At 65.7% G+C, this 26,710-nt stretch carries 24 protein-coding genes and 3 tRNA genes; 21 read left to right on the forward strand and 6 right to left on the reverse strand.

Annotated features, from left to right (window positions below; translation table 11 throughout):
• Positions 1–3 precede the first annotated feature (3 nt).
• The 19 genes from astD (at position 4) to FEZ61_RS01050 (ending at position 17,581) form a co-directional block, all read left to right on the forward strand.
• Positions 4–1,467: a succinylglutamate-semialdehyde dehydrogenase gene (gene astD / locus FEZ61_RS00960; RefSeq protein WP_173146778.1), complete on the forward strand. Its 1,464-nt coding sequence runs from the start codon at positions 4–6 to the stop codon at positions 1,465–1,467.
• Positions 1,464–2,825: an N-succinylarginine dihydrolase gene (astB, locus tag FEZ61_RS00965; RefSeq protein ID WP_173146780.1), complete on the forward strand. Its 1,362-nt coding sequence runs from the start codon at positions 1,464–1,466 to the stop codon at positions 2,823–2,825. Before astD ends, astB begins: the two co-directional genes overlap by 4 nt.
• A 14-nt stretch (positions 2,826–2,839) precedes the next feature.
• Complete coding sequence (locus FEZ61_RS00970; RefSeq protein ID WP_173146782.1) at positions 2,840–3,136, forward strand: GTPase; 297 nt, start codon at positions 2,840–2,842, stop codon at positions 3,134–3,136.
• 200 nt (positions 3,137–3,336) lie between these two features.
• Entirely contained in the window at positions 3,337–4,344 is a 1,008-nt protein-coding gene (gene astE / locus FEZ61_RS00975) for a succinylglutamate desuccinylase (RefSeq protein ID WP_037063295.1), read from the forward strand.
• Positions 4,345–4,356: 12 nt separating this feature from the next.
• On the forward strand, positions 4,357–5,355 hold the full coding sequence (gene ltaE / locus FEZ61_RS00980; protein WP_173146784.1) for a low-specificity L-threonine aldolase: 999 nt from the start codon (positions 4,357–4,359) through the stop codon (positions 5,353–5,355).
• Between the two features lie 185 nt (positions 5,356–5,540).
• Positions 5,541–8,165, forward strand: a complete 2,625-nt coding sequence (gene alaS, locus FEZ61_RS00985; RefSeq protein WP_173146786.1) for an alanine--tRNA ligase — start codon at positions 5,541–5,543, stop codon at positions 8,163–8,165.
• An 84-nt stretch (positions 8,166–8,249) separates the two neighbouring features.
• The gene (locus FEZ61_RS00990; RefSeq protein WP_017639703.1) at positions 8,250–9,485 is read left to right on the forward strand and encodes an aspartate kinase; all 1,236 of its coding nucleotides are present in this window, start codon (positions 8,250–8,252) and stop codon (positions 9,483–9,485) included.
• Positions 9,486–9,640: 155 nt separating this feature from the next.
• Positions 9,641–9,826, forward strand: a complete 186-nt coding sequence (gene csrA, locus FEZ61_RS00995; protein ID WP_007159101.1) for a carbon storage regulator CsrA — start codon at positions 9,641–9,643, stop codon at positions 9,824–9,826.
• 61 nt (positions 9,827–9,887) lie between these two features.
• Positions 9,888–9,978, forward strand: a tRNA-Ser gene (locus tag FEZ61_RS01000).
• 106 nt (positions 9,979–10,084) lie between these two features.
• Positions 10,085–10,161: transfer RNA gene (locus tag FEZ61_RS01005), tRNA-Arg, on the forward strand.
• Positions 10,162–10,221: 60 nt separating this feature from the next.
• Positions 10,222–10,298, forward strand: a tRNA-Arg gene (locus tag FEZ61_RS01010).
• A gap of 142 nt (positions 10,299–10,440) precedes the next feature.
• Positions 10,441–10,881 (forward strand): thioesterase family protein, encoded by a 441-nt coding sequence (locus FEZ61_RS01015; RefSeq protein WP_017639704.1) that lies wholly within the window; start codon positions 10,441–10,443, stop codon positions 10,879–10,881.
• A 1-nt stretch (position 10,882) separates the two neighbouring features.
• The gene (locus tag FEZ61_RS01020) at positions 10,883–11,881 is read left to right on the forward strand and encodes a tRNA-dihydrouridine synthase (protein WP_173146788.1); all 999 of its coding nucleotides are present in this window, start codon (positions 10,883–10,885) and stop codon (positions 11,879–11,881) included.
• Positions 11,882–12,035: 154 nt separating this feature from the next.
• Positions 12,036–14,039 carry an FUSC family protein gene (locus FEZ61_RS01025; RefSeq protein ID WP_173146790.1) on the forward strand — a complete coding sequence of 668 codons (2,004 nt, stop codon included), beginning with the start codon at positions 12,036–12,038 and terminating at the stop codon, positions 14,037–14,039.
• The gene (locus FEZ61_RS01030; RefSeq protein WP_017639707.1) at positions 14,026–14,229 is read left to right on the forward strand and encodes a DUF1656 domain-containing protein; all 204 of its coding nucleotides are present in this window, start codon (positions 14,026–14,028) and stop codon (positions 14,227–14,229) included. The genes FEZ61_RS01025 and FEZ61_RS01030 overlap by 14 nt, the downstream gene beginning before the upstream one ends.
• 28 nt (positions 14,230–14,257) lie before the next feature.
• Positions 14,258–15,160: an HlyD family secretion protein gene (locus tag FEZ61_RS01035; protein ID WP_173146792.1), complete on the forward strand. Its 903-nt coding sequence runs from the start codon at positions 14,258–14,260 to the stop codon at positions 15,158–15,160.
• Between the two features lie 96 nt (positions 15,161–15,256).
• Entirely contained in the window at positions 15,257–15,568 is a 312-nt protein-coding gene (locus tag FEZ61_RS01040; RefSeq protein WP_017639709.1) for a DUF485 domain-containing protein, read from the forward strand.
• Positions 15,565–17,220, forward strand: coding sequence for a cation acetate symporter (locus FEZ61_RS01045; protein WP_017639710.1), 1,656 nt, complete (start codon positions 15,565–15,567; stop codon positions 17,218–17,220). Before FEZ61_RS01040 ends, FEZ61_RS01045 begins: the two co-directional genes overlap by 4 nt.
• Before the next feature lie 202 nt (positions 17,221–17,422).
• Entirely contained in the window at positions 17,423–17,581 is a 159-nt protein-coding gene (locus tag FEZ61_RS01050) for a DUF3309 family protein (protein WP_007159093.1), read from the forward strand.
• Between the two features lie 159 nt (positions 17,582–17,740).
• On the opposite strand, the gene dacB is transcribed toward FEZ61_RS01050, so the two are convergent.
• The 4 genes from dacB to FEZ61_RS01070 all read right to left on the reverse strand — a co-directional run bounded on the left by dacB (position 17,741) and on the right by FEZ61_RS01070 (position 20,519).
• Positions 17,741–19,204: a D-alanyl-D-alanine carboxypeptidase/D-alanyl-D-alanine-endopeptidase gene (gene dacB, locus FEZ61_RS01055; protein WP_017639712.1), complete on the reverse strand. Its 1,464-nt coding sequence runs from the start codon at positions 19,202–19,204 to the stop codon at positions 17,741–17,743.
• A 168-nt stretch (positions 19,205–19,372) separates the two neighbouring features.
• Positions 19,373–19,522: a hypothetical protein gene (locus FEZ61_RS01060; RefSeq protein ID WP_017639713.1), complete on the reverse strand. Its 150-nt coding sequence runs from the start codon at positions 19,520–19,522 to the stop codon at positions 19,373–19,375.
• Positions 19,523–19,548: 26 nt separating this feature from the next.
• Positions 19,549–20,205, reverse strand: a complete 657-nt coding sequence (locus FEZ61_RS01065; RefSeq protein WP_173146794.1) for a hypothetical protein — start codon at positions 20,203–20,205, stop codon at positions 19,549–19,551.
• A 104-nt stretch (positions 20,206–20,309) separates the two neighbouring features.
• Positions 20,310–20,519: a cold-shock protein gene (locus tag FEZ61_RS01070; RefSeq protein WP_007159089.1), complete on the reverse strand. Its 210-nt coding sequence runs from the start codon at positions 20,517–20,519 to the stop codon at positions 20,310–20,312.
• A 776-nt stretch (positions 20,520–21,295) separates the two neighbouring features.
• On the opposite strand from FEZ61_RS01070, the gene FEZ61_RS01075 reads away from it, so the two are divergent.
• Complete coding sequence (locus FEZ61_RS01075) at positions 21,296–21,565, forward strand: hypothetical protein (RefSeq protein ID WP_346342854.1); 270 nt, start codon at positions 21,296–21,298, stop codon at positions 21,563–21,565.
• A 323-nt stretch (positions 21,566–21,888) separates the two neighbouring features.
• Positions 21,889–22,740: a S1-like domain-containing RNA-binding protein gene (locus FEZ61_RS01080; RefSeq protein WP_068385518.1), complete on the forward strand. Its 852-nt coding sequence runs from the start codon at positions 21,889–21,891 to the stop codon at positions 22,738–22,740.
• On the opposite strand, the gene FEZ61_RS01085 is transcribed toward FEZ61_RS01080, so the two are convergent.
• Positions 22,694–25,315, reverse strand: a complete 2,622-nt coding sequence (locus FEZ61_RS01085) for a ligase-associated DNA damage response DEXH box helicase (protein WP_173146796.1) — start codon at positions 25,313–25,315, stop codon at positions 22,694–22,696. The two genes, FEZ61_RS01080 and FEZ61_RS01085, sit on opposite strands and share 47 nt — an antisense overlap.
• Before the next feature lie 11 nt (positions 25,316–25,326).
• Positions 25,327–26,658 (reverse strand): deoxyguanosinetriphosphate triphosphohydrolase, encoded by a 1,332-nt coding sequence (locus FEZ61_RS01090; RefSeq protein ID WP_027596852.1) that lies wholly within the window; start codon positions 26,656–26,658, stop codon positions 25,327–25,329.
• Between the last annotated feature and the right edge of the window lie 52 nt (positions 26,659–26,710).

Here is a 26,710-nt window from a genome sequence, read left to right on the forward strand (position 1 = left end):
TCCATGGATAGCCTGTACATAGCTGGCCAGTGGCGCCCCGGTAGGGGCGAGGTGTTCAGCTCGCTCGATCCGTACGACGGTATCTCGCTCTGGCAGGGCGCCGCTGCGGATGCCGGCGATGTCGACCAGGCGATCGTCGCGGCGCGCCAGGCCTTTCCTGCCTGGGAAAGACGCGGCCAGGCCGCGCGTCTGGAGATCCTGCAGGCCTTCGCCCAGGCGCTGCAGCAACGCCGCTCCGAGCTGGCCCGGGCCTTGGCCGAGGAAACCGGCAAACCGCTGTGGGAGGCCGATACCGAGCTCGGCAGCATGATCGCCAAGGTGGCCATCTCGGCCCAGGCCGAAGCGGCCCGTAGCGGCGAGCGTTCGGCTAGCGTGGCGGACGCCCGCAGCGTCACGCGCCATCGACCGCACGGCGTCCTGGCGGTCTTCGGTCCCTACAATTTCCCCGGCCATCTGCCCAATGGCCATATCGTCCCGGCGCTGCTGGCTGGCAACACAGTGGTGTTCAAGCCCAGCGAGCTGACGCCGCGTTTCGCCGCCCTGACCCTGGAATGCTGGATCGCCGCCGGGCTGCCGGCCGGGGTGCTCAATCTCGTGCAGGGCGGTCGGACCACCGGCGAGGCCCTGGCCGCGCATCCGGGCCTGGACGGCATCCTCTTCACCGGTTCCAGCGCCACGGGCGCGGCCCTGCACCGCCTCAGCGCGGACCGTCCGCAGCGGCTGCTGGCCCTGGAGATGGGCGGTAACAATCCGCTGGTGGTGGCACCGGTGGCCGATCTGGACGCCGCCGTGGTGACCATCGTCCAGTCGGCCTTTCTCTCCGCCGGGCAGCGCTGCACCTGCGCGCGCCGGCTGCTCGTGCCCCAGGGTGACTGGGGCGATGCGCTGCTGGCGCGTCTGGTAAGCGTCAGCGCGGGTCTCAGCACCGGTCGCTTCGACGCCGATCCGGCGCCTTTCATGGGTACTGTCATCTCCCTCGCCGCTGCCCAGGCCCTGCTGCGGACTCAGGCCCAGCGCCTGGCGCAGGGTGGCCGCGCGCTGCTGGAGATGCGTCAGCTGGATGCGACGGGCGCGCTGCTCACCCCGGGCATCCTCGATGTCTCGGGGATCTCCGAGTTGCCCGATGAGGAAGTCTTCGGGCCGCTGCTGCAGGTCCAGCGCTATGCGGACTTCGATCAGGCCGTGGCGTTGGCCAATGCCACCCGCTTCGGTCTGGCGGCCGGGTTGCTGGCCGACGATCCGGCCACCTACGAACGGTTCTGGCAGGGGGTGCGTGCCGGCATCGTCAACTGGAATCGTCCCCTGACCGGGGCGGCCAGCGCGGCGCCCTTCGGCGGCGTCGGCGCCTCGGGCAATCACCGTCCCAGCGCCTACTACGCCACGGACTATTGTGCCTTCCCGGTCGCCTCGCTGGAGAGTGACGCCCTGAGCCTGCCTGCCCAATTGCCCCCAGGATTACACCTATGAGTCACCTCGCTCTCGCTGCTCGGGAGGTCAATTTCGACGGCCTGGTCGGTCCGACTCACAACTATGCCGGCCTGTCTTATGGCAACGTGGCCTCCCAGGCGAGCAAGCAGCAGTGCTCGAATCCCCGTGAGGCGGCGCGCCAGGGCCTGGCCAAGATGCAGGCATTGATGGAGCTGGGTTTCGAGCAGGGCGTGCTGGCCCCCCACGAAAGGCCCGACATCGCCTCGCTACGGCGCCTGGGGTTTGCCGGCAGCGATGCCCAGGTGCTGGAAAGTGCGGCGCGTGAAGCCTTGCCGCTGCTGCTGTCCGCCAGCTCCGCCTCGGCCATGTGGACGGCCAACGCCGCCACCGTCAGCCCCAGCGCCGACACCCGCGATGGCCGCGTGCATTTCACCCCGGCCAACCTGGCCTGCAAATTTCACCGCAGCCTCGAACCGATTACCACGGCGCGCATCCTCCAGGCGATGTTTCGCGATCCTGCGCATTTCCAGCACCATGCGCCGCTGCCCTCGGTGGCCCAGTTCGGCGACGAGGGCGCGGCCAACCACACCCGCTTCAGCCACGACCACGGCGCCCCGGGCGTGGAATTCTTCGTCTTCGGTCGTAGCGCCTTCGATCCACGCTATCCCGAGCCCCATCGCTATCCAGCGCGCCAGACCCTGGAAGCCTCCCAGGCCATCGCCCGTTTGCATGAGCTGAGCGAGGAGGGCGTGGTGTTTGCCCAGCAGAATCCGGCGGTGGTGGACCAGGGCGTCTTCCACAACGACGTCATCTCGGTGGGCAACGCCCAGGTGCTGTTCCACCACGAGGATGCCTTTCTCGACAGCGACCGGGTGCTCGACGAACTGCAGGCCAAGCTCGCCCGGCGCGGCGGCCAGCTGCAGCGTCTCTGCGTGCGCCGTAGCGAGATCAGCGTCGGCGACGCCGTGCGTTCCTACCTGTTCAACAGCCAGCTGCTGGATCGGCCGGGGCAGGGCGCGCTGCTGGTGGTACCCGACGAGTGCCGGCAGAATCCGGCGGTGTGGGACTACCTGCAGGCCCAGGTCAATAGCGCGGGGCCCCTGGGCGAGGTCAAGGTGTTCGATCTCAAGCAAAGCATGCAGAACGGCGGCGGACCCGCCTGCCTGCGGTTGCGGGTGGCCCTCAAGCCCGACGAACTGGCGGCGGTGAATCCAGGGGTGCGCTTCACGCCGACGCTGCACACCCAACTACTCGACTGGGTGGACCGCCACTACCGCGACCGCCTGACACCTGCGGATCTTGCCGATCCCCAGTTGCTGGGCGAAGTCCGCACCGCCCTCGACGAGCTGACCCAGTTGCTGGGCCTCGGCTCGGTCTATCCCTTTCAATTGCCCTGACGTCCGGAGCCCCCATGAGCAACCGTCTCGATCTCATCCTCGAACCCACCGCCGACGAGCAGCAGACGCTGCAGGTCCAGCGCCTGGCCATCCGCCTGGCCGGTCGCGACCTCTGGCTGGAAGCCGACGGCAGCGGCGGTCTCAACATCTTCGCCGACTCCCAGGATGACGAAGAGCAGACCCCGGTCCTGGTGCTGCGCCCTCAGGCCCTCAATGCCCTGGGCCTGTCCATCGCCTTGGATACCTTCACCGACGACGGCGATGAGAATCATGTGCATGACGCCGATTGCGGTTGCGGCCACGATCATTGAGTATCTAGTGTGGTGATTCGAAAGTTCGCGCAAGAATTGGCGAGTGATTTTTGCTTTCAGGCCAGGCGCCGCGACGAGTCATAGCAGGGCTATGGCGAGGAGGGGCAACGCCGCTTGGAAGCAAAAAGCGCCGCCAAAATTGTGTAGACAACTTCTGAAACGCCACACTAGCCCCGACACGTCGCTCAGCGGAGTAGAGCATGGCTGCATCTGAACGTTATCGGTTGGCGCTTGGCCGCCTGCTGGACCTGACCCTGGCCGGCCGCGAGCCGACCGAGAAGATTCAACTGACTGCCGACGGCACCCGTCTCCACTGGCTGACCGAAGGCGTGCTGGAAGTCACTCCGCCGGTGGCGCGCGACAACCACCTGGACCTGCTGCTCTCGGCGGGTATCCATGGCAACGAGACGGCGCCCATGGAACTGCTCGACGAGTTGCTCGGCGGCATCGCCAGCGGAGCCCTGCGTCCTGCCTGCCGAATGCTGTTCATGTTCGGCAATCCCGATGCCATGCGCCGCGGCACCCGCTATGTCGAGCAGGATCTGAATCGCTTGTTTAACGGTCGCCATGCCCAGGCCGAAGGCTCCGAGGCACAACGTGCCAACGATCTCGAGCGCCTGTCCGCGCAGTTCTTCAGCAAGCCTGATCGGGCCCGACTGCACTACGACCTGCACACCGCGCTGCGCGCCTCGGCGCTGCCGCGCTTCGCCCTCTATCCGTGGAGCGCCGGGCGCGAGCATTCGGAAGCCGAGTTGCAGCGTCTGGAAGCCGCCGGCATCGAAGCCGTGCTGCTCTATGACAAACCCGGTATCACCTTCAGTGCCTACACCTACGCCGAGTGCCAGGCCGAAGCCCTGACCCTGGAGCTGGGCCAGGCGCGTCCCTTCGGCGAGAACAGCGAACTCGACCTGAGCCGCCTGCGGTTGCTGCTCGAAGCCCTGATCGAAGGCCGTGAAGCCGAACTGCCGCCGCCGGATTCCTCGCTGCTGAGATTCCGGGTCGCGCGCCAGGTGTACAAGTCCAGTCCGCGCTTCCAGCTGCACCTGGCCGACGACGTGGCCAACTTCTCACCGCTGCGCCAGGGGTCCCTGCTGGCCGAGGACGGCAGCGAGCGCTGGATCGTCGACGAGGCCGAGGCACGCATCATCTTCCCCAACCCCAAGGTCGCCGTCGGCCTGCGGGCCGGGCTCATCGTGGTCCCGGCATAAGGAGCGACTTGCATGATCGATCTGCGCAGCGATACCGTCACCCAGCCCACGCCGGCCATGCGCCAGGCGATGCTGGACGCAGAACTCGGCGATGACGTCTATGGCGAAGACCCGACCGTTACCCGACTGGAGCAGCGTCTGGCGGGCGATCTCGGCCTGGAGGCCGGACTCTTCGTGCCCAGCGGCACCATGAGCAATTTGCTCGGCCTGCTGGCGCACTGTGAGCGGGGCGACGAATACCTGGTCGGCCAGCAGGCCCACACCTACAAGTACGAAGGCGGGGGCGCTGCGGTGCTCGGCTCCATCCAGCCGCAGCCCATCGAGATGGCCGCCGACGGCAGTCTGGACCTCGACCTCGTGCGCAGCTACATCAAGGCCGATGACTTCCACTTCGCCCGCACGCGATTGCTGGCGCTGGAAAACACCATGCACGGCAAGGTCCTGCCGCTGGCCTATCTGGCGGCGGCACGCGCCTTCACCCGGGAGCACGGTCTGGCCCTGCACCTAGACGGCGCGCGGCTGTACAACGCCGCGGTCAAGCTGGGCGTGCCGGTGCGCGAGATCAGCCAGCATTTCGATTCGGTGTCGATCTGCCTGTCCAAGGGTCTCGGTGCACCGGTGGGTTCGGTACTCTGCGGCGATGCCGAGCTGATTGCCAAGGCGCGTCGCTGGCGCAAGGTGGTCGGCGGCGGTATGCGCCAGGCCGGCATGCTGGCAGCGGCGGGGTTGCATGCGCTCGACCACCAGGTCGAGCGCCTGGCCGAAGATCACGCCCATGCCGCCCAGCTCGGCACTGCCCTGGCCGAACTCGGCTACCAGGTGGAGCCGGTGCAGACCAATATGGTCTACCTCGCCATGGGTAACGAAGCGCCCGCCCTGCAGGCCTTCCTCGCCGCACGCGGCATCCGCATCAGTCTGGCCCCACGCCTGCGCCTGGTCACCCATCTGGACGTCAACGCTGCCGATATCGAGGCGGTCATCGCCGCTTTCGCCGCCTACCGCCACCGCTAAGTCTTCCGACGACGTTTTTCCTGCGCAACCGGGGCGACACCGGGGCGCAGGCGTCGATATACTCCCAGGCATGCGTGTCCGTTTTCCGCACGTGCCGCGTCTGCGGCGCCCGCTCCGTTCGTCTCGTCTGCGATCCAGTCGGATGCCCGTCACGCGCGTCGAAAAGCCCATTGTCTGGAATGAATATGAAAAGCGCCGAAATCCGTGAAGCCTTCCTCCGCTTCTTCGAAGAGAAGGGGCACACCCGGGTCGCCTCCAGTTCGCTGATCCCCGCGAACGATCCGACCCTGCTGTTCACCAACGCCGGGATGAACCAGTTCAAGGACTGCTTCCTCGGCATGGAAAAGCGCAGCTACACCCGCGCCGCCACCAGCCAGAAGTGCGTGCGCGCGGGCGGCAAGCACAACGACCTGGAGAACGTCGGTTACACGGCGCGTCACCACACCTTCTTCGAGATGCTGGGCAACTTCAGCTTCGGCGACTACTTCAAGCGCGACGCCATCACCTTCGCCTGGGAATTCCTCACCTCGCCCCAGTGGCTGGGTCTGCCCCGGGAAAAGCTCTGGGTCACCGTCTACGCCACCGATGACGAGGCCTACGACATCTGGACCAAGGAAGTCGGGGTGCCCGCGGCGCAGATGGTGCGCATCGGCGACAACAAGGGCGCGCCCTATGCGTCGGACAACTTCTGGACCATGGGTGACACCGGTCCCTGCGGTCCCTGCACCGAGATCTTCTTCGACCATGGCCCCGAGATCTGGGGCGGCCCGCCCGGTTCGCCGGAAGAAGACGGCGATCGCTACATCGAGATCTGGAACAACGTCTTCATGCAGTTCAACCGCACCGCCGATGGCGTCCTGCATCCGCTGCCGGCGCCCAGCGTCGACACCGGCATGGGTCTGGAGCGGGTGAGCGCCGTGCTGCAGCACGTGCATTCGAACTACGAGATCGACCTGTTCCAGCAGCTGCTGGCAGCCTCCGCCGAGGCCATCGGTTGCGCCAACGACGACGCCCCGTCGCTCAAGGTGGTGGCCGACCACATCCGCTCCTGCAGCTTCCTGATCGCCGATGGCGTGCTGCCGTCCAACGAAGGCCGTGGCTATGTGCTGCGCCGCATCATTCGGCGTGCCTGCCGCCACGGCAACAAGCTGGGCGCCAAGGGCACCTTCTTCCACAAGATCGTCGCCGCCCTGGTGGCCGAGATGGGTCAGGCCTATCCCGAGCTGGTCCAGCAGCAGGCGCACATCGAGCGTGTGCTGCGTACCGAGGAAGAGCAGTTCGCCAAGACCCTGGAGCAGGGCCTGAAGATCCTCGAACAGGATCTGGCGCAGCTGCAGGGCGACACCATCCCCGGCGACGTGGTGTTCAAGCTCTATGACACCTACGGCTTCCCGGTCGACCTGACCAACGACATCGCCCGCGAGCGCAACCTGAATCTCGACGAGGCCGGCTTCGAACGCGAGATGGAGGCCCAGCGCGAGCGGGCCCGTTCCGCGAGCGCCTTTGGCGTGGACTACAACAGCCTGGTCAAGGTCGAGGGCGAAACCCGTTTTCTCGGCTACGACACCACCAGCGCCTCGGGCACCATCGTCGCCCTGTACCGTGCCGGTCAGCCAGTGGACAGCCTGGCCGAAGGCGAAGAGGGCGTGGTCATCCTCGACCAGACGCCGTTCTACGGTGAATCCGGTGGCCAGGTCGGCGATACCGGTTTCCTGGAAAGCGCCGGCGTTGGCTTTGCCGTGCGCGACACCACCAAGACCCAGGGCGCCTTCCTGCACCATGGCGTGGTGACCAAGGGCAGCCTCAACGTCGGCACCGCGCTCATGGCCCAGGTGGATGCCGGTCGCCGCCAGGGTATCGCCCTGAACCACTCCGGTACCCACCTGCTGCACGCCGCGCTGCGCCAGGTGCTGGGCGACCATGTCCACCAGAAGGGCTCCCTGGTCAACGACCAGCGCCTGAGATTCGACTTCAGCCACTTCGAGGCCATCAGGCCCGAGGAGCTCAAGCGCATCGAGACCATCGTCAACGAAGAGATCCGCAAGAACAGCGCGGTGACCACCGAGGTCATGGCCATCGACGAGGCCAAGGCCCGTGGCGCCATGGCGCTGTTCGGCGAGAAGTACGGCGACGTGGTACGCGTGGTCGGCATGGGCGGTGAATTCTCCGTCGAGCTGTGCGGCGGTACCCACGTCGCCCAGACCGGCGACATCGGCCTGCTCAAGCTGGTCAGCGAAGGTGGCGTGGCCTCCGGCGTACGCCGCGTGGAAGCCATCACCGGCACCGCGGCCCTGGCCTACCTCAACGGCGCCGAGGAGCAACTGCGCGAAGCCGCCAGCCTGCTCAAGGGCAGTCGCGACAACGTGCTGGACAAGCTGGCCGCGCTGGTCGAGCGCAATCGCCAGCTGGAGAAGGAAATCGAGCAGCTCAAGGCCAAGGCCGCCAGTGCCTCGGCCGGTGACCTGGTGGACCAGGCGCAGGATGTGAAGGGCGCCAAGGTGCTCACCGCGCGTCTCGACGGCCTCGACGGCAAGGCGCTGCTGGCGCTGGTCGACCAGCTCAAGAACAAGCTGGGCAGCGGCATGATCCTGCTCGGTGGCGAAGCCGACGGCAAGGTGGTGCTGGTGGCCGGCGTCACCGCCGACCTGACCGCCAAGCTCAAGGCCGGCGAGCTGATGAAGCGCGCCGCGGCCGTGGTCGGGGGCAAGGGCGGTGGTCGTCCTGACATGGCCCAGGGCGGCGGCACCGATGCCAGCCAGCTCGCATCGGCCCTGGCCTGTGCCGGCCAGTACGCCGAGGAAAGCCTCTAAGAGCGCTGCGGGTCGCCGGGGAGGGCGGCCCGCTTCCTCCCTCAACAACATGAATCAGATTTTTCTGCGGACGGGCAGCAAGCAATGGCATTGATCGTACAGAAATTCGGCGGTACCTCGGTGGGTACGGTGGAGCGTATCGAGCAGGTCGCCGACAAGGTGAAACGCTTCCATGAAGCGGGCGACCAGATCGTCGTGGTGGTGTCGGCCATGAGTGGCGAGACCAACCGCCTGATCGGCCTCGCCAAGCAGATCATGGAGCAACCCGATCCGCGCGAGCTGGATGTCATGGTCTCCACCGGCGAGCAGGTCACCATCGGTCTGCTGACCATGGCGCTGCTCAAGCGCGGCGTCCAGGCGGTCTCCTACACGGGCAGCCAGGTGCGCATCCTCACCGACAGCGCCCACACCAAGGCGCGCATCCAGCAGATCGACGATGCCCGCATCCGCGCCGACCTCAAGGCGCGCAAGGTCGTGGTCGTAGCCGGCTTCCAGGGCGTCGACGAGCAGGGCAACATCACCACCCTGGGCCGTGGTGGCTCCGACACCACGGGCGTGGCCCTGGCGGCCGCGCTGAAGGCCGACGAATGCCAGATCTACACCGACGTCGACGGCGTCTACACCACCGATCCGCGCGTGGTGCCCCAGGCCCAGCGCCTGGACAAGATCACCTTCGAGGAAATGCTGGAAATGGCCAGCCTCGGCTCCAAGGTGCTGCAGATCCGCTCGGTGGAATTCGCCGGTAAATACAACGTGCCGCTGCGCGTGCTGCACAGCTTTCAGGAGGGTCCGGGCACCCTCATTACCCTTGATGAAGAGGAATCCATGGAACAGCCGATCATCTCCGGCATCGCCTTCAACCGTGACGAAGCCAAGCTGACCATTCGCGGTGTGCCGGATACCCCCGGCGTGGCCTTCAAGATCCTCGGCCCGATCAGCGCGGCCAACATCGAAGTCGACATGATCGTGCAGAACGTCGCGCACGATAACACCACCGACTTCACCTTCACCGTGCACCGCAACGACTACCAGGCGGCGCTGGAGATACTCAAGCGCACCGGCGTCGAGATCGGGGCCCGCGAGTCCGTGGGCGACAGCAAGATCGCCAAGGTCTCCATCGTCGGCGTCGGCATGAGATCCCACGCCGGCGTGGCCAGCCAGATGTTCGAAGCCCTGGCCAAGGAGAGCATCAACATCCAGATGATCTCCACCTCCGAGATCAAGGTGTCGGTGGTCATCGAGGAGAAATACCTCGAGCTGGCCGTTCGCGCGCTGCACACCGCTTTCGAGCTCGACGCCCCCGCACGCGGCGCCGAGTGACCCGCCAAGCGAGGTCCCTGCCACAGGGGCCTCATCTATCGCGGCTCTTGCGGAACTTTACTTGCATGGACAGAGGTCAATAGCGACTAGAGGGTCCATTCAGGGATCGTTTCGGTTCATACGTGCAGACTGAGTTAAAGCTTAAGGAGAATGGAATGCTTATTTTGACTCGTCGGGTTGGTGAGACCCTGATGGTGGGTGACGAAGTCACCGTGACGGTACTGGGAGTCAAGGGCAACCAGGTCCGCATTGGCGTCAATGCACCCAAGGAAGTCGCGGTTCATCGCGAGGAAATCTACCAGCGCATCCAGAAGGAAAAGGACCAAGAACCAAACCACTGATTTTTTTTGAATTTTTCTCTTTGCAAACGGGCAAACCTTCGATATAGTTTCGCCCCGTTGCGGTGAGGTGGCCGAGTGGCCGAAGGCGCTCCCCTGCTAAGGGAGTACACCTCAAAAGGGTGTCGAGGGTTCGAATCCCTCCCTCACCGCCATTTGCTTCAAACTGGCTCCGCTGTACTGACCGATAGGTAAGTACCTGATAAACAAGCAAATTTGCTTGACACGTCAGAAACGGAAGCTAGAATACGCAGCTTCAACGCACTCGTAGCTCAGCTGGATAGAGTACTCGGCTACGAACCGAGCGGTCGGAGGTTCGAATCCTCCCGAGTGCGCCAAATCGACGAAGCCTCTGGCTTCAGCAGTACCAGCGGTGTTCTGGCTAAACTCACCGAAACGCACTCGTAGCTCAGCTGGATAGAGTACTCGGCTACGAACCGAGCGGTCGGAGGTTCGAATCCTCCCGAGTGCGCCAAACATGAAGAAGGGCCTGCAGCGATGCAGGCCCTTTTTTATTGTCCGCGGATTCATGCCAGTATCCGCGACCGATGACCTGGCCAGGATCCCGTTCGGCCTGGCCTTCCGTCTTTCGACCTTGCCCACGAGAGGGTCTCATCATGCAGTGGGACAGACCGACGCCCCATCTCCTGCCGCTGCGCATCGGTGCCGAGCACATCGACGGCCTGGGCCATGCCAACAATGCCGTCTACGTCAGCTGGCTCGAACAGTGCGCCTGGCAGCATTCGGCGGCCCTGGGCCTGGACCTGGCCACCTTCCAGCGCCTGGATCGCGCCATGGCCGTGGTGCGCCACGAGATCGACTACCTCAGCAGCGGTTACCAGGACGATGAGCTGGTGCTCGGCACCTGGCTGGTGGACTGGGATCGCCGTCTGCGCATGACCCGGCAATTCCAGCTGCAGCGTCCCGCCGATGGCGTGACCCTGCTGCGCGCCCGGACGACCTTCGTCTGCATCGAGCTGTCTTCCGGCAAGCCCAAGCGTATGCCACCTGAGTTCCTGGCCGGTTACGGTCAGGCGCTGCCCGGCGAGGACGTCTGACATGGAGATCGCCCTGGCGCCCATGGAGGGACTCGTCGACGACATCCTGCGCGAGTTGCTGACCGAAGTCGGTGGACTCGACTGGTGCGTGAGCGAATTCATCCGCGTCTGCGATCGCCTGCTGCCGGCAGCAGCCTTCGCCAAGCTGGCGCCGGAGCTAGGGCAGGGTGCGCGTACGCCATCGGGCACCCCCATGCGCGTGCAGCTGCTGGGCTCGGATCCGGCCTGCCTGGCCGACAATGCGGCCTTCGCCTGCACCCTGGGCGCACCGGTGATCGACCTCAACTTCGGCTGCCCGGCCAAGACCGTCAACAAGTCCCGCGGCGGCGCGGTGCTGCTCAAGGAGCCGGAACTGCTCAACCGGATCGTCGAGAACGTGCGTCAGGCCGTTCCGGCGCACATTCCGGTCACCGCCAAGATGCGCCTGGGCTATGACAGTCCGAACAGCGCCCTGCCCTGCGCCGAGGCCCTGGCGGAAGGCGGCGCGGCGCAACTGGTGGTCCATGCACGAACCAAGGTCGAGGGCTATCGGCCGCCGGCGCACTGGGAGTGGGTGGCGCGGGTGGCCGACCGGGTGTCCGTGCCGGTGCTGGCCAATGGCGAGATCTGGACCCTGGATGATTACTGGCGCTGCCGCAGTGTCAGCGGTCAGGCCTCGGTCATGCTGGGCCGCGGCCTGGTCTCGCGACCGGATCTGGCGCTGCAGATCGCCGCTGCCGTACGCGGCGAGGAGACGGCTGCGCAAAGCTGGGCCGAGATCCTGCCGCGAGTGCAGCGCTTCTGGGTCATGGCGCAGCGCAAGCTGGCGCCGCGCTACGCCCCAGGGCGCCTCAAGCAGTGGCTGGGCATGCTGACGCGCAGCTATCCCGAGGCGGCGGCTCTGTTCGCCCAGGTGCGGCGTGAATCCGACTGCGCCCTGATCGACCGCCTGCTCGGCATGGCCGGGCAAAACCCGGCCGATCTTGATCTCGATCAAGAACGCTGGCTGCAACTCGTCTAGTCTGCAGGGAGTGGTGACGACGGAGCGTCGTCGCTCGAGCACGCAAGGCACTTCAGGCGACCCCCGGGTCGCCTTTTTTTCGTCCGGGCGACCCGCTGGAACTTCGCCCGGGTCGCGCGGCCTATGCTGGATCCCCTGCAGACCGAGAGCCGACGTGCGCCTACCCTGGACGGTCTTTCTCGCACCCACGCCGGCGGCGCTCCTCTTTGCCGGCAAGACCCTGTTCGCCGCCGGACTGGCGCTCTGGCTGGCCTTTCGTTTCAGCCTCGAGCAACCGGTCTGGGCCTGCATGACGGTGACGATCGTCTCCCAGCCGCTGTCCGGCATGGTGCTGGCCAAGGGATTGTTCCGCCTGCTCGGCACCCTCGCTGGCACCTGCATGGCGGTGGTACTCATGGGCTTCTTCGCCCAGACCCCCTGGCTGTTCCTGCTGGCCCTGGCGGGTTGGATGGCCCTCTGCACGGCCGCCTCGACCCTGCTGCGCAACCATGTCGCCTATGGCTTCGTGCTGGCCGGCTATACGGTCGCCATCATCGGCCTGCCCGCCATCGCCCATCCGCTGACGGTGTTCGATCAGGCGGTGGCCCGCTGTACCGAGATCTGCCTGGGTATCGTCGTGGCCTCGGCGGTGAGTGCGCTGTTCTGGCCGCAACGGGTGGAGCAGAATCTGGCTGTCCAGGCACGCCGCACCTGGGAACAGGGCGTGGCTGCCGCCCGGGCGGAGCTGGCGGAGGCCCAGGACGCCACCCAGGGCCTGCTGGCCATGCTCGGCCAGGTGGTGGCGGTGGACGCCCAGCGCGACCATGCCTGGTTCGAAGGCCAGCGTGGCCGGCAGCGTGCCCGGGCGCTGCGCCTGCTCTCGCGCGACCTGCTCAGCCTGCTGCGCACCGCTCGCGGCGCCATGCGCCAGTGGCGTGGCCTGGACGAGTCGCGAAGGGGCGCGCTGCAGCCCTGGCGCGACGAACTGCTGGTGACCCTGGCCGACCCCCAGGCTCCCGCTCTGGAGGCCCTCCTGCAGCGTCTGCGAGAGGCTGCCGGCACCGCCCCGGAGCTGGACAACGACCAGCGCTACCTGCTGGCCCGCTTCGCCATCCTGCTGGACAAGATTTTGCTCGCCGGTCGAGCCCTGGACAGCGTCCATACGGCGCAGCTCAGCGCCGTGGCGCCCTCGGCATTGGCCCGCCATCGCGATGTCCAGACGGCGCTGCTCTATGGCCTGCGCAGCGCCTGTGCGCTGCTGGCCGTGGGCGTCTTCTGGCTGGCCAGTGCCTGGCCCTCGGCGCCGGGTGCCATGCTCATGGCCGGCGTCATCTGCAGTCTGTTCGCCAATCGCGACAACGCCGCGACCATAGGTCTCGGGTTCCTGCGCGGCATCCTCTATGCCGCACCGGTCGCCATCCTCGTCAGCCAGGTGCTGTTGCCGCAGATCAGTGGCTATCCGCTGCTTTGCCTGGTACTGGGGGTTCCGCTGTTCTTTGCCGCCCTGGGGATGGCCGGTCCACCCAGCGTGGTGGGCACCGCGACGGCCTTCGCCATCCACCTGCTGGTGCTGGTTTCGCCCAACAATCACGGCCAGGTGGAAATGGGCGCCTTGCTCAACCAGTTGCAGAGTCTGCTGATCGGGGTGGGCGCAGCGGTGCTGATGTTCCGGCTGATCAGCCTGCGGACGCCGCGGCGTACCAGTCGCCGGATCCTGGAGGCCACCACCTACGACCTGCAGCGACTGACCAGGGTCCCTCTGGCCAATGCCGAGACCTGGTTCGGTGGACGCATGGCGGATCGCCTGTTGCTGCTGGCGCGGCATATCGATCAGCTGTCGGCGGGCGAGCGCGGGCGCTGGGAGCAGGGATTGCTGGCGCTGGACCTGGGCAACGAATTGCTGCACCTGCGCGCCTGCCTGGCCGATGCCCAGGGCGAGGTGGCGCGGGCGCGGGATGCCTTTCTCGCGCGCTTTGCCGAACAGCTGGAAGTGGGCTTCGGTGACCTCCAGCCGGGCGCGCTGGACGCCGCAGCGGAGCGTTTGCGCCAGGCGCTGGACCAGGCGCCGGACGATGAGCCGCATCGACTGGCGCGCGGTGCCATCGGCCAGCTCCAGCAGACCTGGCGCAGCTGTTGTCTAGAGGCGGTAGTGGAGGAGGGCGCGGATGAATCTGCATGAATGGGCCATCGGCGGGGTCTACCTGGGGCCGCTGTTCGTCTATGGCGTCCTGGCGCTATTGCTGACGGCCCTCTCGCTGTGGCTGTTGCAGCGCAGCGGCCTCGGCCGCCATCTCTGGCACGGCGCCCTGTTCGGCTGCGCGCTGTTCGTGCTCTGGCTGGCCGGCATCGTGGCCGTGCTGGCCACCTGAGCCCTATGACAAGAGGATCGCAAAGGCGATGCACAAGACCCTGCGTGTGGCGATAACCCTGATCGTGGTACTGCTCGCCATCCTGGCCGGCACCTGGCTGTGGCATTTCTATCTCTATACGCCCTGGACGCGCGATGCGCGGGTACGGGCCGATGTGGTGGTGGTCGCGCCCGACGTGTCCGGCTGGGTGACCCGTTTGGCGGTGGTGGACAACCAGCTGGTAAAGCGCGGCGATCTGCTCCTGCAGATCGACCAGCAGCGTTATCAGGCCAATCTCGCCCATGCCAAGGCGGTGGCCGAGACGCGCCAGCAACAACTGCGTCTGCGCGAGAGCGAGGCGGCCCGGCGCCAGCGCCTGGGTACCAGCGCCATCAGCGCCGAGGACCGCGAGACCGCCCAGGTCAATGTGGCCGTCGCCCGCAGCCAGTACCAGGAAGCCCTGAGCGACGTGAACCTGGCCCAGATCAACCTGGATCGCAGCCGGGTGCTGGCGCCGCGGGAAGGGCGGATCACCAACCTCAGATTCGCCGAGGGCAACTATGTGCAGACCGGCCAGGCGGTGATGGCGCTGGTGGATACCAAGTCCTTCTACGTCATGGCCTATTTCGAGGAGACCAAGATCCCCCATATCCACCCCGGTGATGCGGTACGGGTGCGCCTGATGAACCAGGCGGCGCCGCTGCAGGGGCAGGTGGCGAGCATCAGCAGCGGCATCACCGATCGCAATGCGGCCAATGATGCCCAGTTGCTGGCCAACGTCGAGCCGACCTTCAACTGGGTGCGCCTGGCGCAACGCATTCCGGTGCGCATCGAACTGCTGGACGTACCGGCGGATATCCACCTCAGCGCGGGGATGACGGCGAGCGTCTCGGTGCTCGATGGCGAGGGTCACCACCCGCTGCAGGGCTGGCGTCGGCTCTGGGATTACTGAGGTCGGAGAAGGTACGACTAAAGTCGTCTGGAAGCCTTACCGGGCGGGCCTAGAGTAGAGCTCGACGCTCCCGTCATGCTGTAAGGAACAACAATAATGAATGACAGCACCTACCGGCGGATTGAAGCCAGTCCGCGTTTCCAAGAACTGGTGACCAAGCGCGGGCGCTTTGCCTGGACGCTCTCCGCCATCATGCTCGGACTCTATTCCGCCTTCATTCTCCTGATCGCCTTCGCCCCCAGGGTCCTCGGTACCCGTATCCATGCGGAGACCGCCATGACCTGGGGTATCCCCCTGGGCGTCGGTCTGATCCTGTCGGCCTTCGTCCTGACCGGTATCTATGTACGCCGGGCCAATGGCGAATTCGATCGGCTCAACGCGGAAATCCTCCGGGAGGTGCAGCCATGAGACGTCTTTCCCTGGCCGCTGCACTGCTGGCCCTCTCGCCTTCGCTGTGGGCGGCCGACGCCATCAGCGGCGCGGTCCAGCGCCAACCCCTGAACGTCTCCGCCATCCTGATGTTCGTGGCCTTCGTCGGCGCCACCCTGGGTATCACCTACTGGGCCTCCAAGCGCAACCGCTCGGCGGCGGACTACTACGCCGCTGGCGGGCGCATCACCGGTTTCCAGAATGGTCTGGCCATCGCCGGTGACTACATGTCGGCCGCCTCTTTCCTGGGCATTTCCGCCCTGGTGTTCACCTCCGGCTACGACGGCCTGATCTACTCCATCGGCTTCCTGGTGGGCTGGCCGATCATCCTGTTCCTGATCGCCGAGCGCCTGCGCAACCTGGGCAAGTACACCTTCGCCGACGTGGCGTCCTATCGCCTCAAGCAAAAGGACATCCGTACTCTGTCCGCCTGCGGTTCGCTGGTGGTGGTCGCCCTCTACCTGATCGCCCAGATGGTCGGTGCCGGCAAGCTGATCCAGCTGCTGTTCGGCCTGGACTACACCCTGGCCGTGGTGCTGGTGGGCATCCTCATGGTGCTCTACGTCCTCTTCGGCGGCATGCTGGCCACCACCTGGGTGCAGATCATCAAGGCGGTGCTGCTGCTGTCCGGCGCCAGCTTCATGGCCTTCATGGTGATGAAGCACGTCGGCTTCGACTTCAACCGACTGTTCGCCGAAGCCATCGCCGTGCATCCGAAAGGCGAGGCCATCATGAGCCCCGGCGGCCTGGTGAAGGATCCGATCTCGGCCTTCTCCCTGGGTCTGGCGCTGATGTTCGGCACCGCCGGCCTGCCGCACATCCTGATGCGCTTCTTCACCGTGAGCGACGCCAAGGAAGCCCGCAAGAGCGTGTTCTACGCCACCGGCTTCATCGGCTACTTCTACATCCTGACCTTCATCATCGGCTTTGGCGCCATCCTGCTGGTCAGCACCAACCCGGCCTTCAAGGACGCCGCCGGCGCCCTGCTGGGCGGCAACAACATGGCGGCGGTGCACCTGGCCAACGCCGTGGGCGGCAGCATCTTCCTGGGCTTCATCTCGGCGGTGGCCTTCGCCACCATCCTGGCGGTGGTGGCCGGTCTGACCCTGGCCGGTGCTTCGGCGGTCTCCCATGACCTCTACGCCAGCGTGATCAAGAAAGGCAAGGCCAACGAGAAGGACGAGATTCGCGTCTCCAAGATGACCACCGTGGCGCTGGGCGTAGTCGCCATTGCCCTGGGCATCCTCTTCGAGAAGCAGAACATCGCCTTCATGGTGGGCCTGGCCTTCTCCATCGCCGCCAGCTGCAACTTCCCCATCCTGCTGCTCTCGATGTACTGGAAGCGCTTGACCACGCGGGGCGCCATGATCGGTGGCTGGCTCGGCCTGATCACCGCGGTGGCCCTGATGGTGCTCGGCCCGACCATCTGGGTGACCATCCTCGGTCATGCCAAGCCGATCTACCCCTATGAATACCCGGCGCTGTTCTCCATCGCCGTGGCCTTCATCGGCATCTGGTTCTTCTCCATCACCGACAAGTCGGCGGCTGCCGAAGAAGAGCGCGCGCGCTTCTACCCGCAGTTCGTGAGATCCCAGACCGGCCTGGGGGCCAGCGGCGCCGTCTCGCACTGATAGATACCTGCACCAAGACCGAGCCCGGATCCCTGATCCGGGCTTTTTTTTGCCGGGAACACCGGTGGATCGAGGGATGGCAGAGGTCGCCTGACGACTTCGGAATTTTCCGCCGCTGGCGCGGGTCCATGGAACAGGCCCGTCGCTTCGTAGCAACCTGTTACGACGGCGGTCGACCCCTGGCCTTCATGGAGAATGGCAGATGACTCTCTCGACCATCCTGGTTCTGGTGCTGCTGGTCCTGCTCATCGGCGGACTTCCGGTGTTCCCCCATTCGCGCAGCTGGGGCTATGGCCCGTCCGGCATCGTGGGCGCCATCCTGGTGGTCCTGCTGGTGCTGCTCTTGCTCGGCATGATCTAGGCCGTAGCCGCGGCCTGAAAATGCCCCACAAGGGTGCATTGGACAAAGGTCTTGCCCAATGCGGTGCAGCGCGGTAACGTCGGCTTTCCGGCCTGCCTTGCCGAGTGCTGTAAACAAAACCGGCGTCTGCGTGAGCAGACGCCGGTTTTGTTTTGCGCGTCAGTTGGCGACCGCGCCGTCCTGGCGGCTGCGCAGATAGAGATCCAGCACGACCTCGTCCAGGATGGAGGAGGCACCCCAGGGACGGCTGCTGTTGAGGATGGCGACCACCACCCAGTTGCGGGCATTGGCGTCCCGGACGAAGCCTGCCAGGGCGCGCACGTTGTTCAGGGTGCCGGTCTTCATGTGCGCCTGGCCGGTCAGCGGCGAATTCTTCATGCGTTTGCGCAGGGTGCCGTCCATGCCGGCCAGCGGCAGCGAGGAGATGAACTCCGGCCCATAGGGGCTCTGCCAGGCCGATCTGAGGATCTCCGCCATCTCCCGCGCGCTGACCCGCTCGGCGCGGGACAGGCCCGAGCCGTTCTCCATGATCAGGTGGCTGGCATTGATGCCCTTGCGCGCCAGCCACGAGCGGATGACCCGCAGCGCCGCCTTGCCGTCGTCGGCATCCGCCGAGGTGCGAAATTGCGCGCCGATGGACAGGAACAGCTGCTGGGCCATGGTGTTGTTGCTGTACTTGTTGATGTCGCGAATGATCTCCACCACATCGGGGGAGAAGGCCCGCGCCAGCACCTCGGCGTTGCGCGGCACGCTGCCCTCGCGGGTGCGGCCCTTGATGCTGCCGCCCAGCTCCTGCCAGATGGCCCGCACCGCGCCGGCGGTGTAGGCCGGGTGATCGAGCAGCGACAGATAGCTCTGGGCGTTGCAGCCGTCCGGCAACTGGCCGCTGACGATGAGGCTGGTGCTGCCATCGGCCTGGGGCACCGGATTGAAACGCACGTCCGGCCAGGCGGGGCAGCCGCTCTTGCCGGTCGCACGCATCTGGTTATCGATGTTGACGTTGGTCAGCGGTGGATCCATGGAGACGCTGACGCGGCCATCGGCCGAGCGCACCACCATGCGTACCGATTTCAGGTTCACCAGCAGCGAATCCGGGCCCACCAGGAAGGTCTTGTTCTCGTCTTCGCCGTCGTCGTTGAAGGCCGGCAGATTGGGCTTCACGAAGCGACCGCGATCCAGCACCAGGTCGCCGGTGACCTCCAGCACGCCATTGGCGCGCAGGTCGCGCATGAGCAGCCAGAGGCGCTCCATGTTCAGCTTGGGATCGCCGCCACCCTTGAGATAGAGGTTGCCGTTGAGGATGCCGTCCTTGAGGGTGCCGTCGGTATAGAACTCGGTCCTCCACTGGTAGGTGGGGCCCAGCAGTTCCAGGGCGGCATAGGTGGTGATCAGCTTCATGGTCGACGCCGGATTCACCGAGACGTCGGCGTTGTAGTAGTCGTTCTCGCCCGGGCCGTCGAGGGGCAGCATCACCAGCGACAGATCGCTACCGGGAATCTTGTTGGTCTGCATCGCCTTTTCGATTCGCGGCGGCAGGTAGGAGGTATCGGCACTGACGGGCAGGGAAAAGCCCAGGGCGCAGCAGCTCAGCAGCAGGCCCAGAGATCGGAAAGTCTTTCGCATCGGGACACACACCTTGGCAGGGTACCGGCCTAGTTGAAGAGAAAAGGGGCCGATAGACGTAGGAGTGCGGGCATTATGCAGTAAGGAGGGCAGGACGAGCCAATCCCAAGGGGCAGCACGCAGACAAAGAAACGACCGCTTTGGCGGTCGTGTCTGGAAAGGGCGGGATCAGTTGTAGCCCGTGGCGTCCTTGGTACGGTCCGGACTGTTGGGCGAGGGCGGATCGCGTCCGTCGTCGGTCTTGGCGTGCTCGGTGCGCAGGGGCTTTTCGTCCTTGGGCAGTTCGCGTTCGTCGGCTTTGCGCTTTTCTTCGGCCATGGGATCCTCGTCTGCTTGATTGCCGGTCAAGGTGTGACCGGTGCAGGCGTTTCGCCGTTCCCCTGGGGCGAGGAGTGGTCGGCGAACATGCCGGCGGCCTGCAATTGCCGCAGGGCCTCGTTGACCTGGCGCGCGAAGGTGTCCTCGATGGCGGTGCCGGCCTGATGGCTGGCGGCCAGGGGCAGGAACCAGACCCCCATCCAGGTGCGCACCGAGCTGGCATTGCGCACGCGGGTGGGCGTGCTGCCCCCCGGCGCCAGCCACTCGGCGGTCAGTACATAGTCGTCCCTGGCGGTACCCGGGACGAGAAAGAAGGTGGCACCGGTGATCAGGCCGCTGGCAATGGCCGCGGCATAGGAGGTGCTGTTGTAGAGCTTGAGGCGCAGCAAGGCATCGTCCGGCCTGCCGGGCTCCGGCACCAGGATGATACGGTCGAACAGCTGGGAGTGCTCCAGGACCTGGCGCAGCCTGGGCTTCAGGCCTTCGCGGGCCACGGCGATGGAGGTCGCCTCCTTGGCGTCTTCGACCTCGCCTCGATAGAAATTGAACTCCACCAGGACATTGGGGCGCTGCTGTCGCTCGCTCGCGGGAGCGCGGAACGGCTGGGAAGGGAGTTCGTCACCGGGAAAGGCGGCGCAACCGGCGAGCAGGAGCAGGCAGAGCAGGGCAGCGAAGGTTTTCACAAGACGCACCTCATCCCTAGGTCGCTATTGCGAACGTTGGTTGGCCGACGTCCGCGCAAAAAAAAGCCCAACCGGGGGTTGGGCTTTTTCGAGAAGGCGGGTGATTAGATCACCTGCACCTCATCGGCCTGCAGGCCTTTCTGGCCTTGCACGACCAGGAAGGAAACGGCCTGGCCTTCTTGCAGGCTCTTGAAGCCGTTACCCTGAATGGAACGGTAGTGAACGAACACGTCCGGGCCGCTCTGGGGGGTGATGAAGCCGAAGCCTTTCTCGTCGTTGAACCACTTGACGGTGCCAGTTTGGCGAGTAGACATGGATTTCTCCTTGAATAAGATGACGTTGTTGTCCGTAGGACGACAGTTTTGAAACGAGGAGAAACCCATGCCGCGAAAGCTGGCCCTGATGTACTCCAGGTTCTCGACAGGTGAGCCGCTTTGTAGAGACAGCCTCACCTGACAGCGATGGATGGTCTCAGACTGGCTTGCGCAAAACAAGACCTTTGAGCTGCCCGATGTTGACTTTACCGACCATGGTCGAAGTGGTGGCTAGAGCGGGCAAACGGCTGTTGGCGCAGGGGAGGCGTATCGCAATCCTGGGCATGGGCCTGTCGGCTGCCGAAAAGGATCCGTGCTGAATCGTTTCCCTGACGCAAGGTGTCGTTGGCCGAGTCGCTGGGCAGTGCATCGTGCCCGGCAATCAGTAGTGCGTGAGGGCTGATTATTCAGGTTTTCAGGAGCCTGTGAGGATCTGTCTCTTCCACCCTATCGTGTTGCCCACCAGCATTCTGCCAAGGCCATCGTTCGGGGTTCCAGGCGGCGCGATTCGGCCAGCTGAGGTTTATCCAGAGTCTTTTCGTGACCGGGATGGTACTCAAGCGCGGTTGGTACCTAGGAGCGGGTCCCGGCTACGGGAAAGTTTTCAGCCGGTCGAAGCGGACGCTCAGCGGTCGCGGGCGAAGGCTTTTCGTTTTCGCTGTCGCCATAGGCCAGTGGTGTCGAAACGGTGACGGCCTGCTCAATGCGGGTAGTGGCTAGATGCTATTATTTCGTTCGATTCATTACCCCGAACCGCAAGGGTTCAAGGATTTACCGTGAAAAACGGTTTCGAATGCGCAGGACGCGCATTGGGCCACGGACTCGCCGGATACCGGGTCGAGCTTCGTCGCCTGAACCTCAATGAAATACTGGTAGCTGTCTACCATGCCCAGCAGTCGATCAAGCTGACCCAGCGAATAGTGACCAACGAGCAGGCTACCAATCCGTTCTTGCTGAATGCGGTGGTGGCAGCCATGCGTGTCGAGGCTGACACCGTTGGTCTCTTCATCGAGATTCCACTCGCCGATGATTGCCTGACCGCCTGAATCTGGCGCTCACTGGATGCGGGTTGAGTCGGTGGGAAGGCATCTATCGAGCAAGCGCCGATCACTTTCATACAAGCAGCGCTGTCAGGACGTCAGCAGGCTCCATCTGCTGTGAACGGCAGGTAGGTCTCCAGCAGGGCATGGCGCCAAACCGTGCCGGGATAGCGTCGCATCGGGTCGAGGTTTGCTACCCGGGCGACACCCGGCGGCCATCAAGGCTTCGCACGATGCTGAGCGATCCTTTCAAGGGGCCCGGGTAGCGAGCAAGCAGTGGCTTTGCTGATCGCGGTAAAATGCACCGCTTTCTACAGGAGTCTCCACTCATGGCCTTGTTGGGTCGCTTCAACAGCTTGCAGATTTTGCGCAATACCCCCATCGGCCTGTTCCTGGATGCCGGCAACGACGGCGAGGTGCTGCTGCCGCGTCGCTATGCGCCGAGGGACGAACCCTGCGCCGAAGGCGACTGGCTCAACGTCTTCCTCTATCTGGACAGCGAAGACCGCCTGATCGCCACCACCGAGAAGCCGAAGGTACAGGTCGGCGGCTTCGCCAGCCTGCGGGTGGTAGAGGTGGGTCGGGTAGGGATCTTCCTCGACTGGGGTCTGCCCAAGGACCTGCTGTTGCCGCACTCCGAAGAGAAGCGGCCGCTGCAGGTGGGCGATCACTGCGTGGTGCACGTGCACCTGGACACTCGCACCCGGCGGATCGTCGCCACCGCGCGGCTGGATCGCTATCTGGATCGCGAGCCGGCGCGCTACAAGGTCGGCCAACCAGTACCGCTGCTGGTCGTCGAGCAGACCGACCTCGGCTATAAGGTGATCGTCGACAACAAGCACTGGGGGCTGGTGCATCGCAACGAGGCCTTCAAGCCGCTGCGCCTGGGCCAGCGCGAGCGCGGCTTCATTCGCGAGATACGGGCGGACGGCAAGATCAGCCTGACCCTGCAGCCCCAGGGTGCTGCCGCCGGTACCGATCTCGCCGAGCAGATCATCAGCCTGGCCAAGGCGCGGGGAGGGGTGCTGGAGCTCAGCGACAGCAGTCCGCCGGCCCTGATCCATCAGCTGTTCGGTGTCAGCAAGGGCAACTTCAAGAAGGCCATCGGCCATCTCTATCGCCAGGGCCGGATCGTTATCGAGGACGACCGGATTTCTGTACGCGAGGACGCCGCGGACTAGCGCCCCGACGGGGTGTCAGATCGCTGTCATGGCTGGGTTGCACCAGGGATTCGGGATCGAAGGCGCGCGCGCGCTCGTCCGGTCCGGCTTCGCGCTCCAGGTCGCCGACCAGGCGGGTGATGCGATCGGCCAGCTTTTCCGAACTCAGGCTCTCGCGTAACCGCTCGACCATGAGTGGCAGGGCGAAGGGCGAGGGATGGTCCAGGGTAACCAGGCGCAGGGGCAGGGCGCCGGTCCGGGTCAGGGTCTGCTGCAAGCGGTCGGCATCGAGTTCCTGACGCAGCACCTCGGTCTGGGCCTGGCCGAGCAGCAGGTTGTCGGGATCGTATTGGCGAAACACCTGATAGAAGAGGCTGCTGCTGGCCTGCAACTGGCGATTGCTCTTGTGCGCCCCTGGGTAGCCGGAAAAGATCAGCCCGGAGATGCGGGCGATCTCGCGAAAGCGGCGCTGGGCGAGTTCGGCGGCGTTGAGGCTGGCCAGGGTATCGCTGACCAGGTTGTCGGTGGTGAAGAGACTGGCATCGAGCAGCTCCTGCCAGTCCAGGCTGACCGGCGAGACCAGTTCCAGGCCATAGTCGTTGACGGCGATGGAAAAGGTGCAGGGGCGCCGCTGCGCCAGGCGCCAGGCCAGCAGGCTGGCCAGCCCCAGGTGGGCATGGCGCCCGGCGAAGGGATAGAGGAACAGGTGCGAGCCTTCGCGGGATTCCAGCGTCTCGGCGAGCAGGTAATGAGCGCTGGGCAGGGCCGACCACTGCCGTTGCACATCCAGCAACGGTTGCAGCAGGCGCATCTCCGGGCTCTCGTAGCGTTGCGCCTCGGCGTCTTCCAACAGCGCCAGGACGTGCTTGGCGAGGGTGTCGGAAAGCGGCATGCGACTGCCGCTCCAGCGCGGGATGGCGGCCTTGCGCCCGCTGGCGCGGCGCACGTACACCGTCATGTTCTCCACCCGCACCAGCTCCAGGGTGCGACCGGCGAAGAGAAAGTGATCGCCGGGTCGCAGCCGGGCGATGAAGCCTTCCTCGATGTTGCCCAGGCGATTGCCACCGCCGCCCTTGGACCAGAACTGCACATTGAGGCTGGTCTCGCTGACGATGGTGCCGATGCCCAGCCGATGCCGCTTGGCCAGCTGCTTGTCGGGGACACGCCAGATGCCCTCGGCGTCCGGTTCGGCGCGGCGGTAATCCGGGTAGGCCGACAGGGAAGCGCCCCCGTTGCGAACGAAGGCCAGTGCCCAGATCCACTCGCCGTCGCTGAGGTGGCGATAGGCCCAGGCACTGCGGATTTCCGGCAGCAGGTCATCCGGTTCGAAGCCGCCCCCCAGGGCCACGGTCACCAGATGCTGCACCAGGACATCGAGGGGCTTGACCGGGGCCGCGCGGGCCTCGATCTCCCCGGCCGTGATGGCGCGGCGGGTGGCGGCCGCATCCAGCAGGTCGAGGCTGTAGGTAGGCACCAGGGTCGCGCGGGAAGCGCGCCCCGGGGCGTGACCACTACGGCCGGCGCGTTGCAGGAGGCGGGCGATGCTCTTGGGCGAGCCGATCTGCAGTACCCGCTCCACGGGCAGGAAGTCCACGCCGAGGTCGAGGCTGGAGGTGCAGATCACCGCCTTGAGCTGGCCATTCTTAAGGCCGCTCTCCACCCACTCGCGGGCCTGTTTCTCGATGGAGCCATGGTGCAGGGCGATCAGGCCGGCCCAGTCCGGACGCGCCTGCAGCAGCGCCTGGTACCAGAGTTCGGTCTGGGCGCGGGTATTGGTGAAGACCAGGGTGGTGGGACTGTCTTCCAGTTCGCGGATCACCTGCTGCAGCAGGCGCATGCCCAGGTGCCCGGCCCAGGCGAAGCGCTCGACGCCGCCCTGGGGCAGCAGGGTATCCACCTGCAGGCGCTTGTCCTGGCGGCCCTGCACCAGGTGTCCCGGTTCTCCGGCCAGCAGCACGTCCAGCGCGTGAGCCTGGTTGCCCAGGGTCGCCGACAGGCCCCAGGTCTGCAGGCCGGGGTTCCAGCGGCGCAGGCGGGCCAGGGCGAGTTGCGTCTGGGTGCCGCGCTTGTTGCCGAGTAATTCGTGCCATTCATCGATGACCACCAGGCGAACCTGGCCCAGGGCTTCCTGGGCGTCCTCCCGGGACAGCAATAGCGACAGGCTCTCGGGCGTGGTCACCAGGGCCGTCGGCAGCCGGCGATTCTGGCGGGCGCGCTCGCTGCTGCCGGTGTCCCCGGTACGCAGGCCCAGGGTCCATTCCAGCTCCTCGTCGAGCACCGGGCGCTCCAGGGCGCGCAGGGTATCCGCCGCCAGGGCGCGCATGGGCGTCAACCAGAGCACGGTGAGCGGCGGTGGCGCCTGCTTGCGCTTGCTGGGCAGGCCCTTGGCCGTGATCGGCTTGGGCGCGACGAAGGCATCCAGGGCGGCCAGCCAGACGGCGTAGGTCTTGCCCGAGCCGGTGGTGGCGTGCAGCAGGCCGGACTCCCCGGCGGCGATGGCCTTGGCCACCTCGCGCTGGAAGGGAAAGGCCTTCCAGCCCTGGGCGGCCAGCCAGCGACTGCCGGGGCCCTTGCGCGTACGGGGTACGGTGGCCATCGTGGCGCTCCTTAGACCGGGTTCGAACGCCCGGTCATCTCGGCCGCCATGGCGGTGGCGTAGCTGTCGGTCATGCCGGCGATGAAGTCAATCACCCGCATGAAGGCCTGGTGCAGGGTCCAAGAGGGATCCGGCGCGCTGTTGCCCAGCAGGTCGAGGATGCGCCGACTCTTGAAAGAGGGCTCGCGCCCGCGATGTTGTTCCAGGGCCGCGCCGCAGAAGGCGTTGAGCAGGATTTCCAGGGTGGTGTAAGCGCCGATCTCGTGCAGCGTCTTGCGCTTGTCGTGGAAGATCTTTTCCCGGGCCAGCGCCTTGGCGCGCTGCACGCAGAGCTTGGCCGGGCCGGCCATGTGTTCGACCAGGTCATCGCCCAGGGTGCCGGCGAGCAGGGCGTCCTGCTGGTCGACGAAGGCGCGGGCGGTGGCGTTGGTCAGGTGTTCGATGGCCTTGCCGCGCAGGATGGCCAGCTTGCGCCGCCGCGAATCCTTGGGGCCGAGCTGGCGATAGGTTTCCGGCAGGTCGTCGCCGACCAGGCCCAGCAGCAGGGCCTCCACCTCGGCATAGTCCAGCAATTCCATCTCCAGGCCGTCTTCCAGGTCGATCAGGCCGTAGCAGATGTCGTCGGCGGCTTCCATGAGGTAGACCAGCGGATGCCGCGCCCAGCGCTCCGGGCCCAGCAGCGGCAGCTCAAGCTTCTCGGCGATCTGCTCCAGCAGCGGCAGCTCGCTCTGGTAGCAGCCGAACTTGTGCTTCTTGTAGCCGGGCGCCGCGGCATAGCGTGACGTCCAGGGGTACTTGAGATAGGTACCGAGGGTCGCGTAGGTCAGGCGGGTGCCACCGTCGAACTGGTGGTATTCGAGCTGGGTCAGCACCCGGAAGCCCTGGGCGTTGCCCTCGAAGTGCAGGAAGTCCTGGCGCTCCGCCTCGCTCATGTCGTCCAGCCAGCCACGGCCGGCGGCCTGGGTGAACCAGTAGCGGATGGCGTCTTCGCCGGAATGGCCGAAGGGCGGATTGCCGATGTCATGGGCCAGGCAGGCGGATTGCACCACCATGCCGAGGTCGCTCGGATCGCACCACTCGGGCAGGGCGCCTCTCAGACTCTCGCCCACGCGCATGCCCAGGGAGCGGCCGACGCAGCTCACCTCCAGGCTGTGGGTCAGGCGGGTATGAATGTGATCGTTGCTGGTGACGGGATGCACCTGGGTCTTGCGTCCCAACCGGCGGAATGCGCCGGAAAAGATGATGCGATCGTGGTCCTTGTGAAAGGGGCTGCGCCCCAGTTCATCCGGGCTGTGCAGGGGTTTGCCCAGCCGTTCGCGGATAAGAAGTGTCTGCCAGTCCAAGGCCGTCCTCGAGCTATCACCGATAGGGGGAGCGCCGACGATTGCCGTTCGG

This window comes from Pseudomonas sp. MS15a(2019), assembly GCF_013277805.1.
GTDB lineage: Bacteria > Pseudomonadota > Gammaproteobacteria > Pseudomonadales > Pseudomonadaceae > Chryseomonas > Chryseomonas benzopyrenica.

Bases quoted from the DNA above. Each gene is read 5' to 3' on its own strand.
- FEZ61_RS01085 (WP_173146796.1), bottom strand. From the start codon at position 25,315: ATGGCCACCGTACCCCGTACGCGCAAGGGCCCCGGCAGTCGCTGGCTG.
- ltaE (WP_173146784.1), top strand. From the start codon at position 4,357: ATGATCGATCTGCGCAGCGATACCGTCACCCAGCCCACGCCGGCCATG.
- astD (WP_173146778.1), top strand. From the start codon at position 4: ATGGATAGCCTGTACATAGCTGGCCAGTGGCGCCCCGGTAGGGGCGAG.
- FEZ61_RS01015 (WP_017639704.1), top strand. From the start codon at position 10,441: ATGCAGTGGGACAGACCGACGCCCCATCTCCTGCCGCTGCGCATCGGT.
- FEZ61_RS01050 (WP_007159093.1), top strand. From the start codon at position 17,423: ATGACTCTCTCGACCATCCTGGTTCTGGTGCTGCTGGTCCTGCTCATC.
- FEZ61_RS00990 (WP_017639703.1), top strand. From the start codon at position 8,250: ATGGCATTGATCGTACAGAAATTCGGCGGTACCTCGGTGGGTACGGTG.
- FEZ61_RS01040 (WP_017639709.1), top strand. From the start codon at position 15,257: ATGAATGACAGCACCTACCGGCGGATTGAAGCCAGTCCGCGTTTCCAA.
- FEZ61_RS01070 (WP_007159089.1), bottom strand. From the start codon at position 20,519: ATGTCTACTCGCCAAACTGGCACCGTCAAGTGGTTCAACGACGAGAAA.
- FEZ61_RS01030 (WP_017639707.1), top strand. From the start codon at position 14,026: ATGAATCTGCATGAATGGGCCATCGGCGGGGTCTACCTGGGGCCGCTG.
- csrA (WP_007159101.1), top strand. From the start codon at position 9,641: ATGCTTATTTTGACTCGTCGGGTTGGTGAGACCCTGATGGTGGGTGAC.
- alaS (WP_173146786.1), top strand. From the start codon at position 5,541: ATGAAAAGCGCCGAAATCCGTGAAGCCTTCCTCCGCTTCTTCGAAGAG.
- FEZ61_RS01045 (WP_017639710.1), top strand. From the start codon at position 15,565: ATGAGACGTCTTTCCCTGGCCGCTGCACTGCTGGCCCTCTCGCCTTCG.
- dacB (WP_017639712.1), bottom strand. From the start codon at position 19,204: ATGCGAAAGACTTTCCGATCTCTGGGCCTGCTGCTGAGCTGCTGCGCC.
- astB (WP_173146780.1), top strand. From the start codon at position 1,464: ATGAGTCACCTCGCTCTCGCTGCTCGGGAGGTCAATTTCGACGGCCTG.
- FEZ61_RS00970 (WP_173146782.1), top strand. From the start codon at position 2,840: ATGAGCAACCGTCTCGATCTCATCCTCGAACCCACCGCCGACGAGCAG.
- FEZ61_RS01060 (WP_017639713.1), bottom strand. From the start codon at position 19,522: ATGGCCGAAGAAAAGCGCAAAGCCGACGAACGCGAACTGCCCAAGGAC.
- astE (WP_037063295.1), top strand. From the start codon at position 3,337: ATGGCTGCATCTGAACGTTATCGGTTGGCGCTTGGCCGCCTGCTGGAC.
- FEZ61_RS01020 (WP_173146788.1), top strand. From the start codon at position 10,883: ATGGAGATCGCCCTGGCGCCCATGGAGGGACTCGTCGACGACATCCTG.
- FEZ61_RS01080 (WP_068385518.1), top strand. From the start codon at position 21,889: ATGGCCTTGTTGGGTCGCTTCAACAGCTTGCAGATTTTGCGCAATACC.
- FEZ61_RS01035 (WP_173146792.1), top strand. From the start codon at position 14,258: ATGCACAAGACCCTGCGTGTGGCGATAACCCTGATCGTGGTACTGCTC.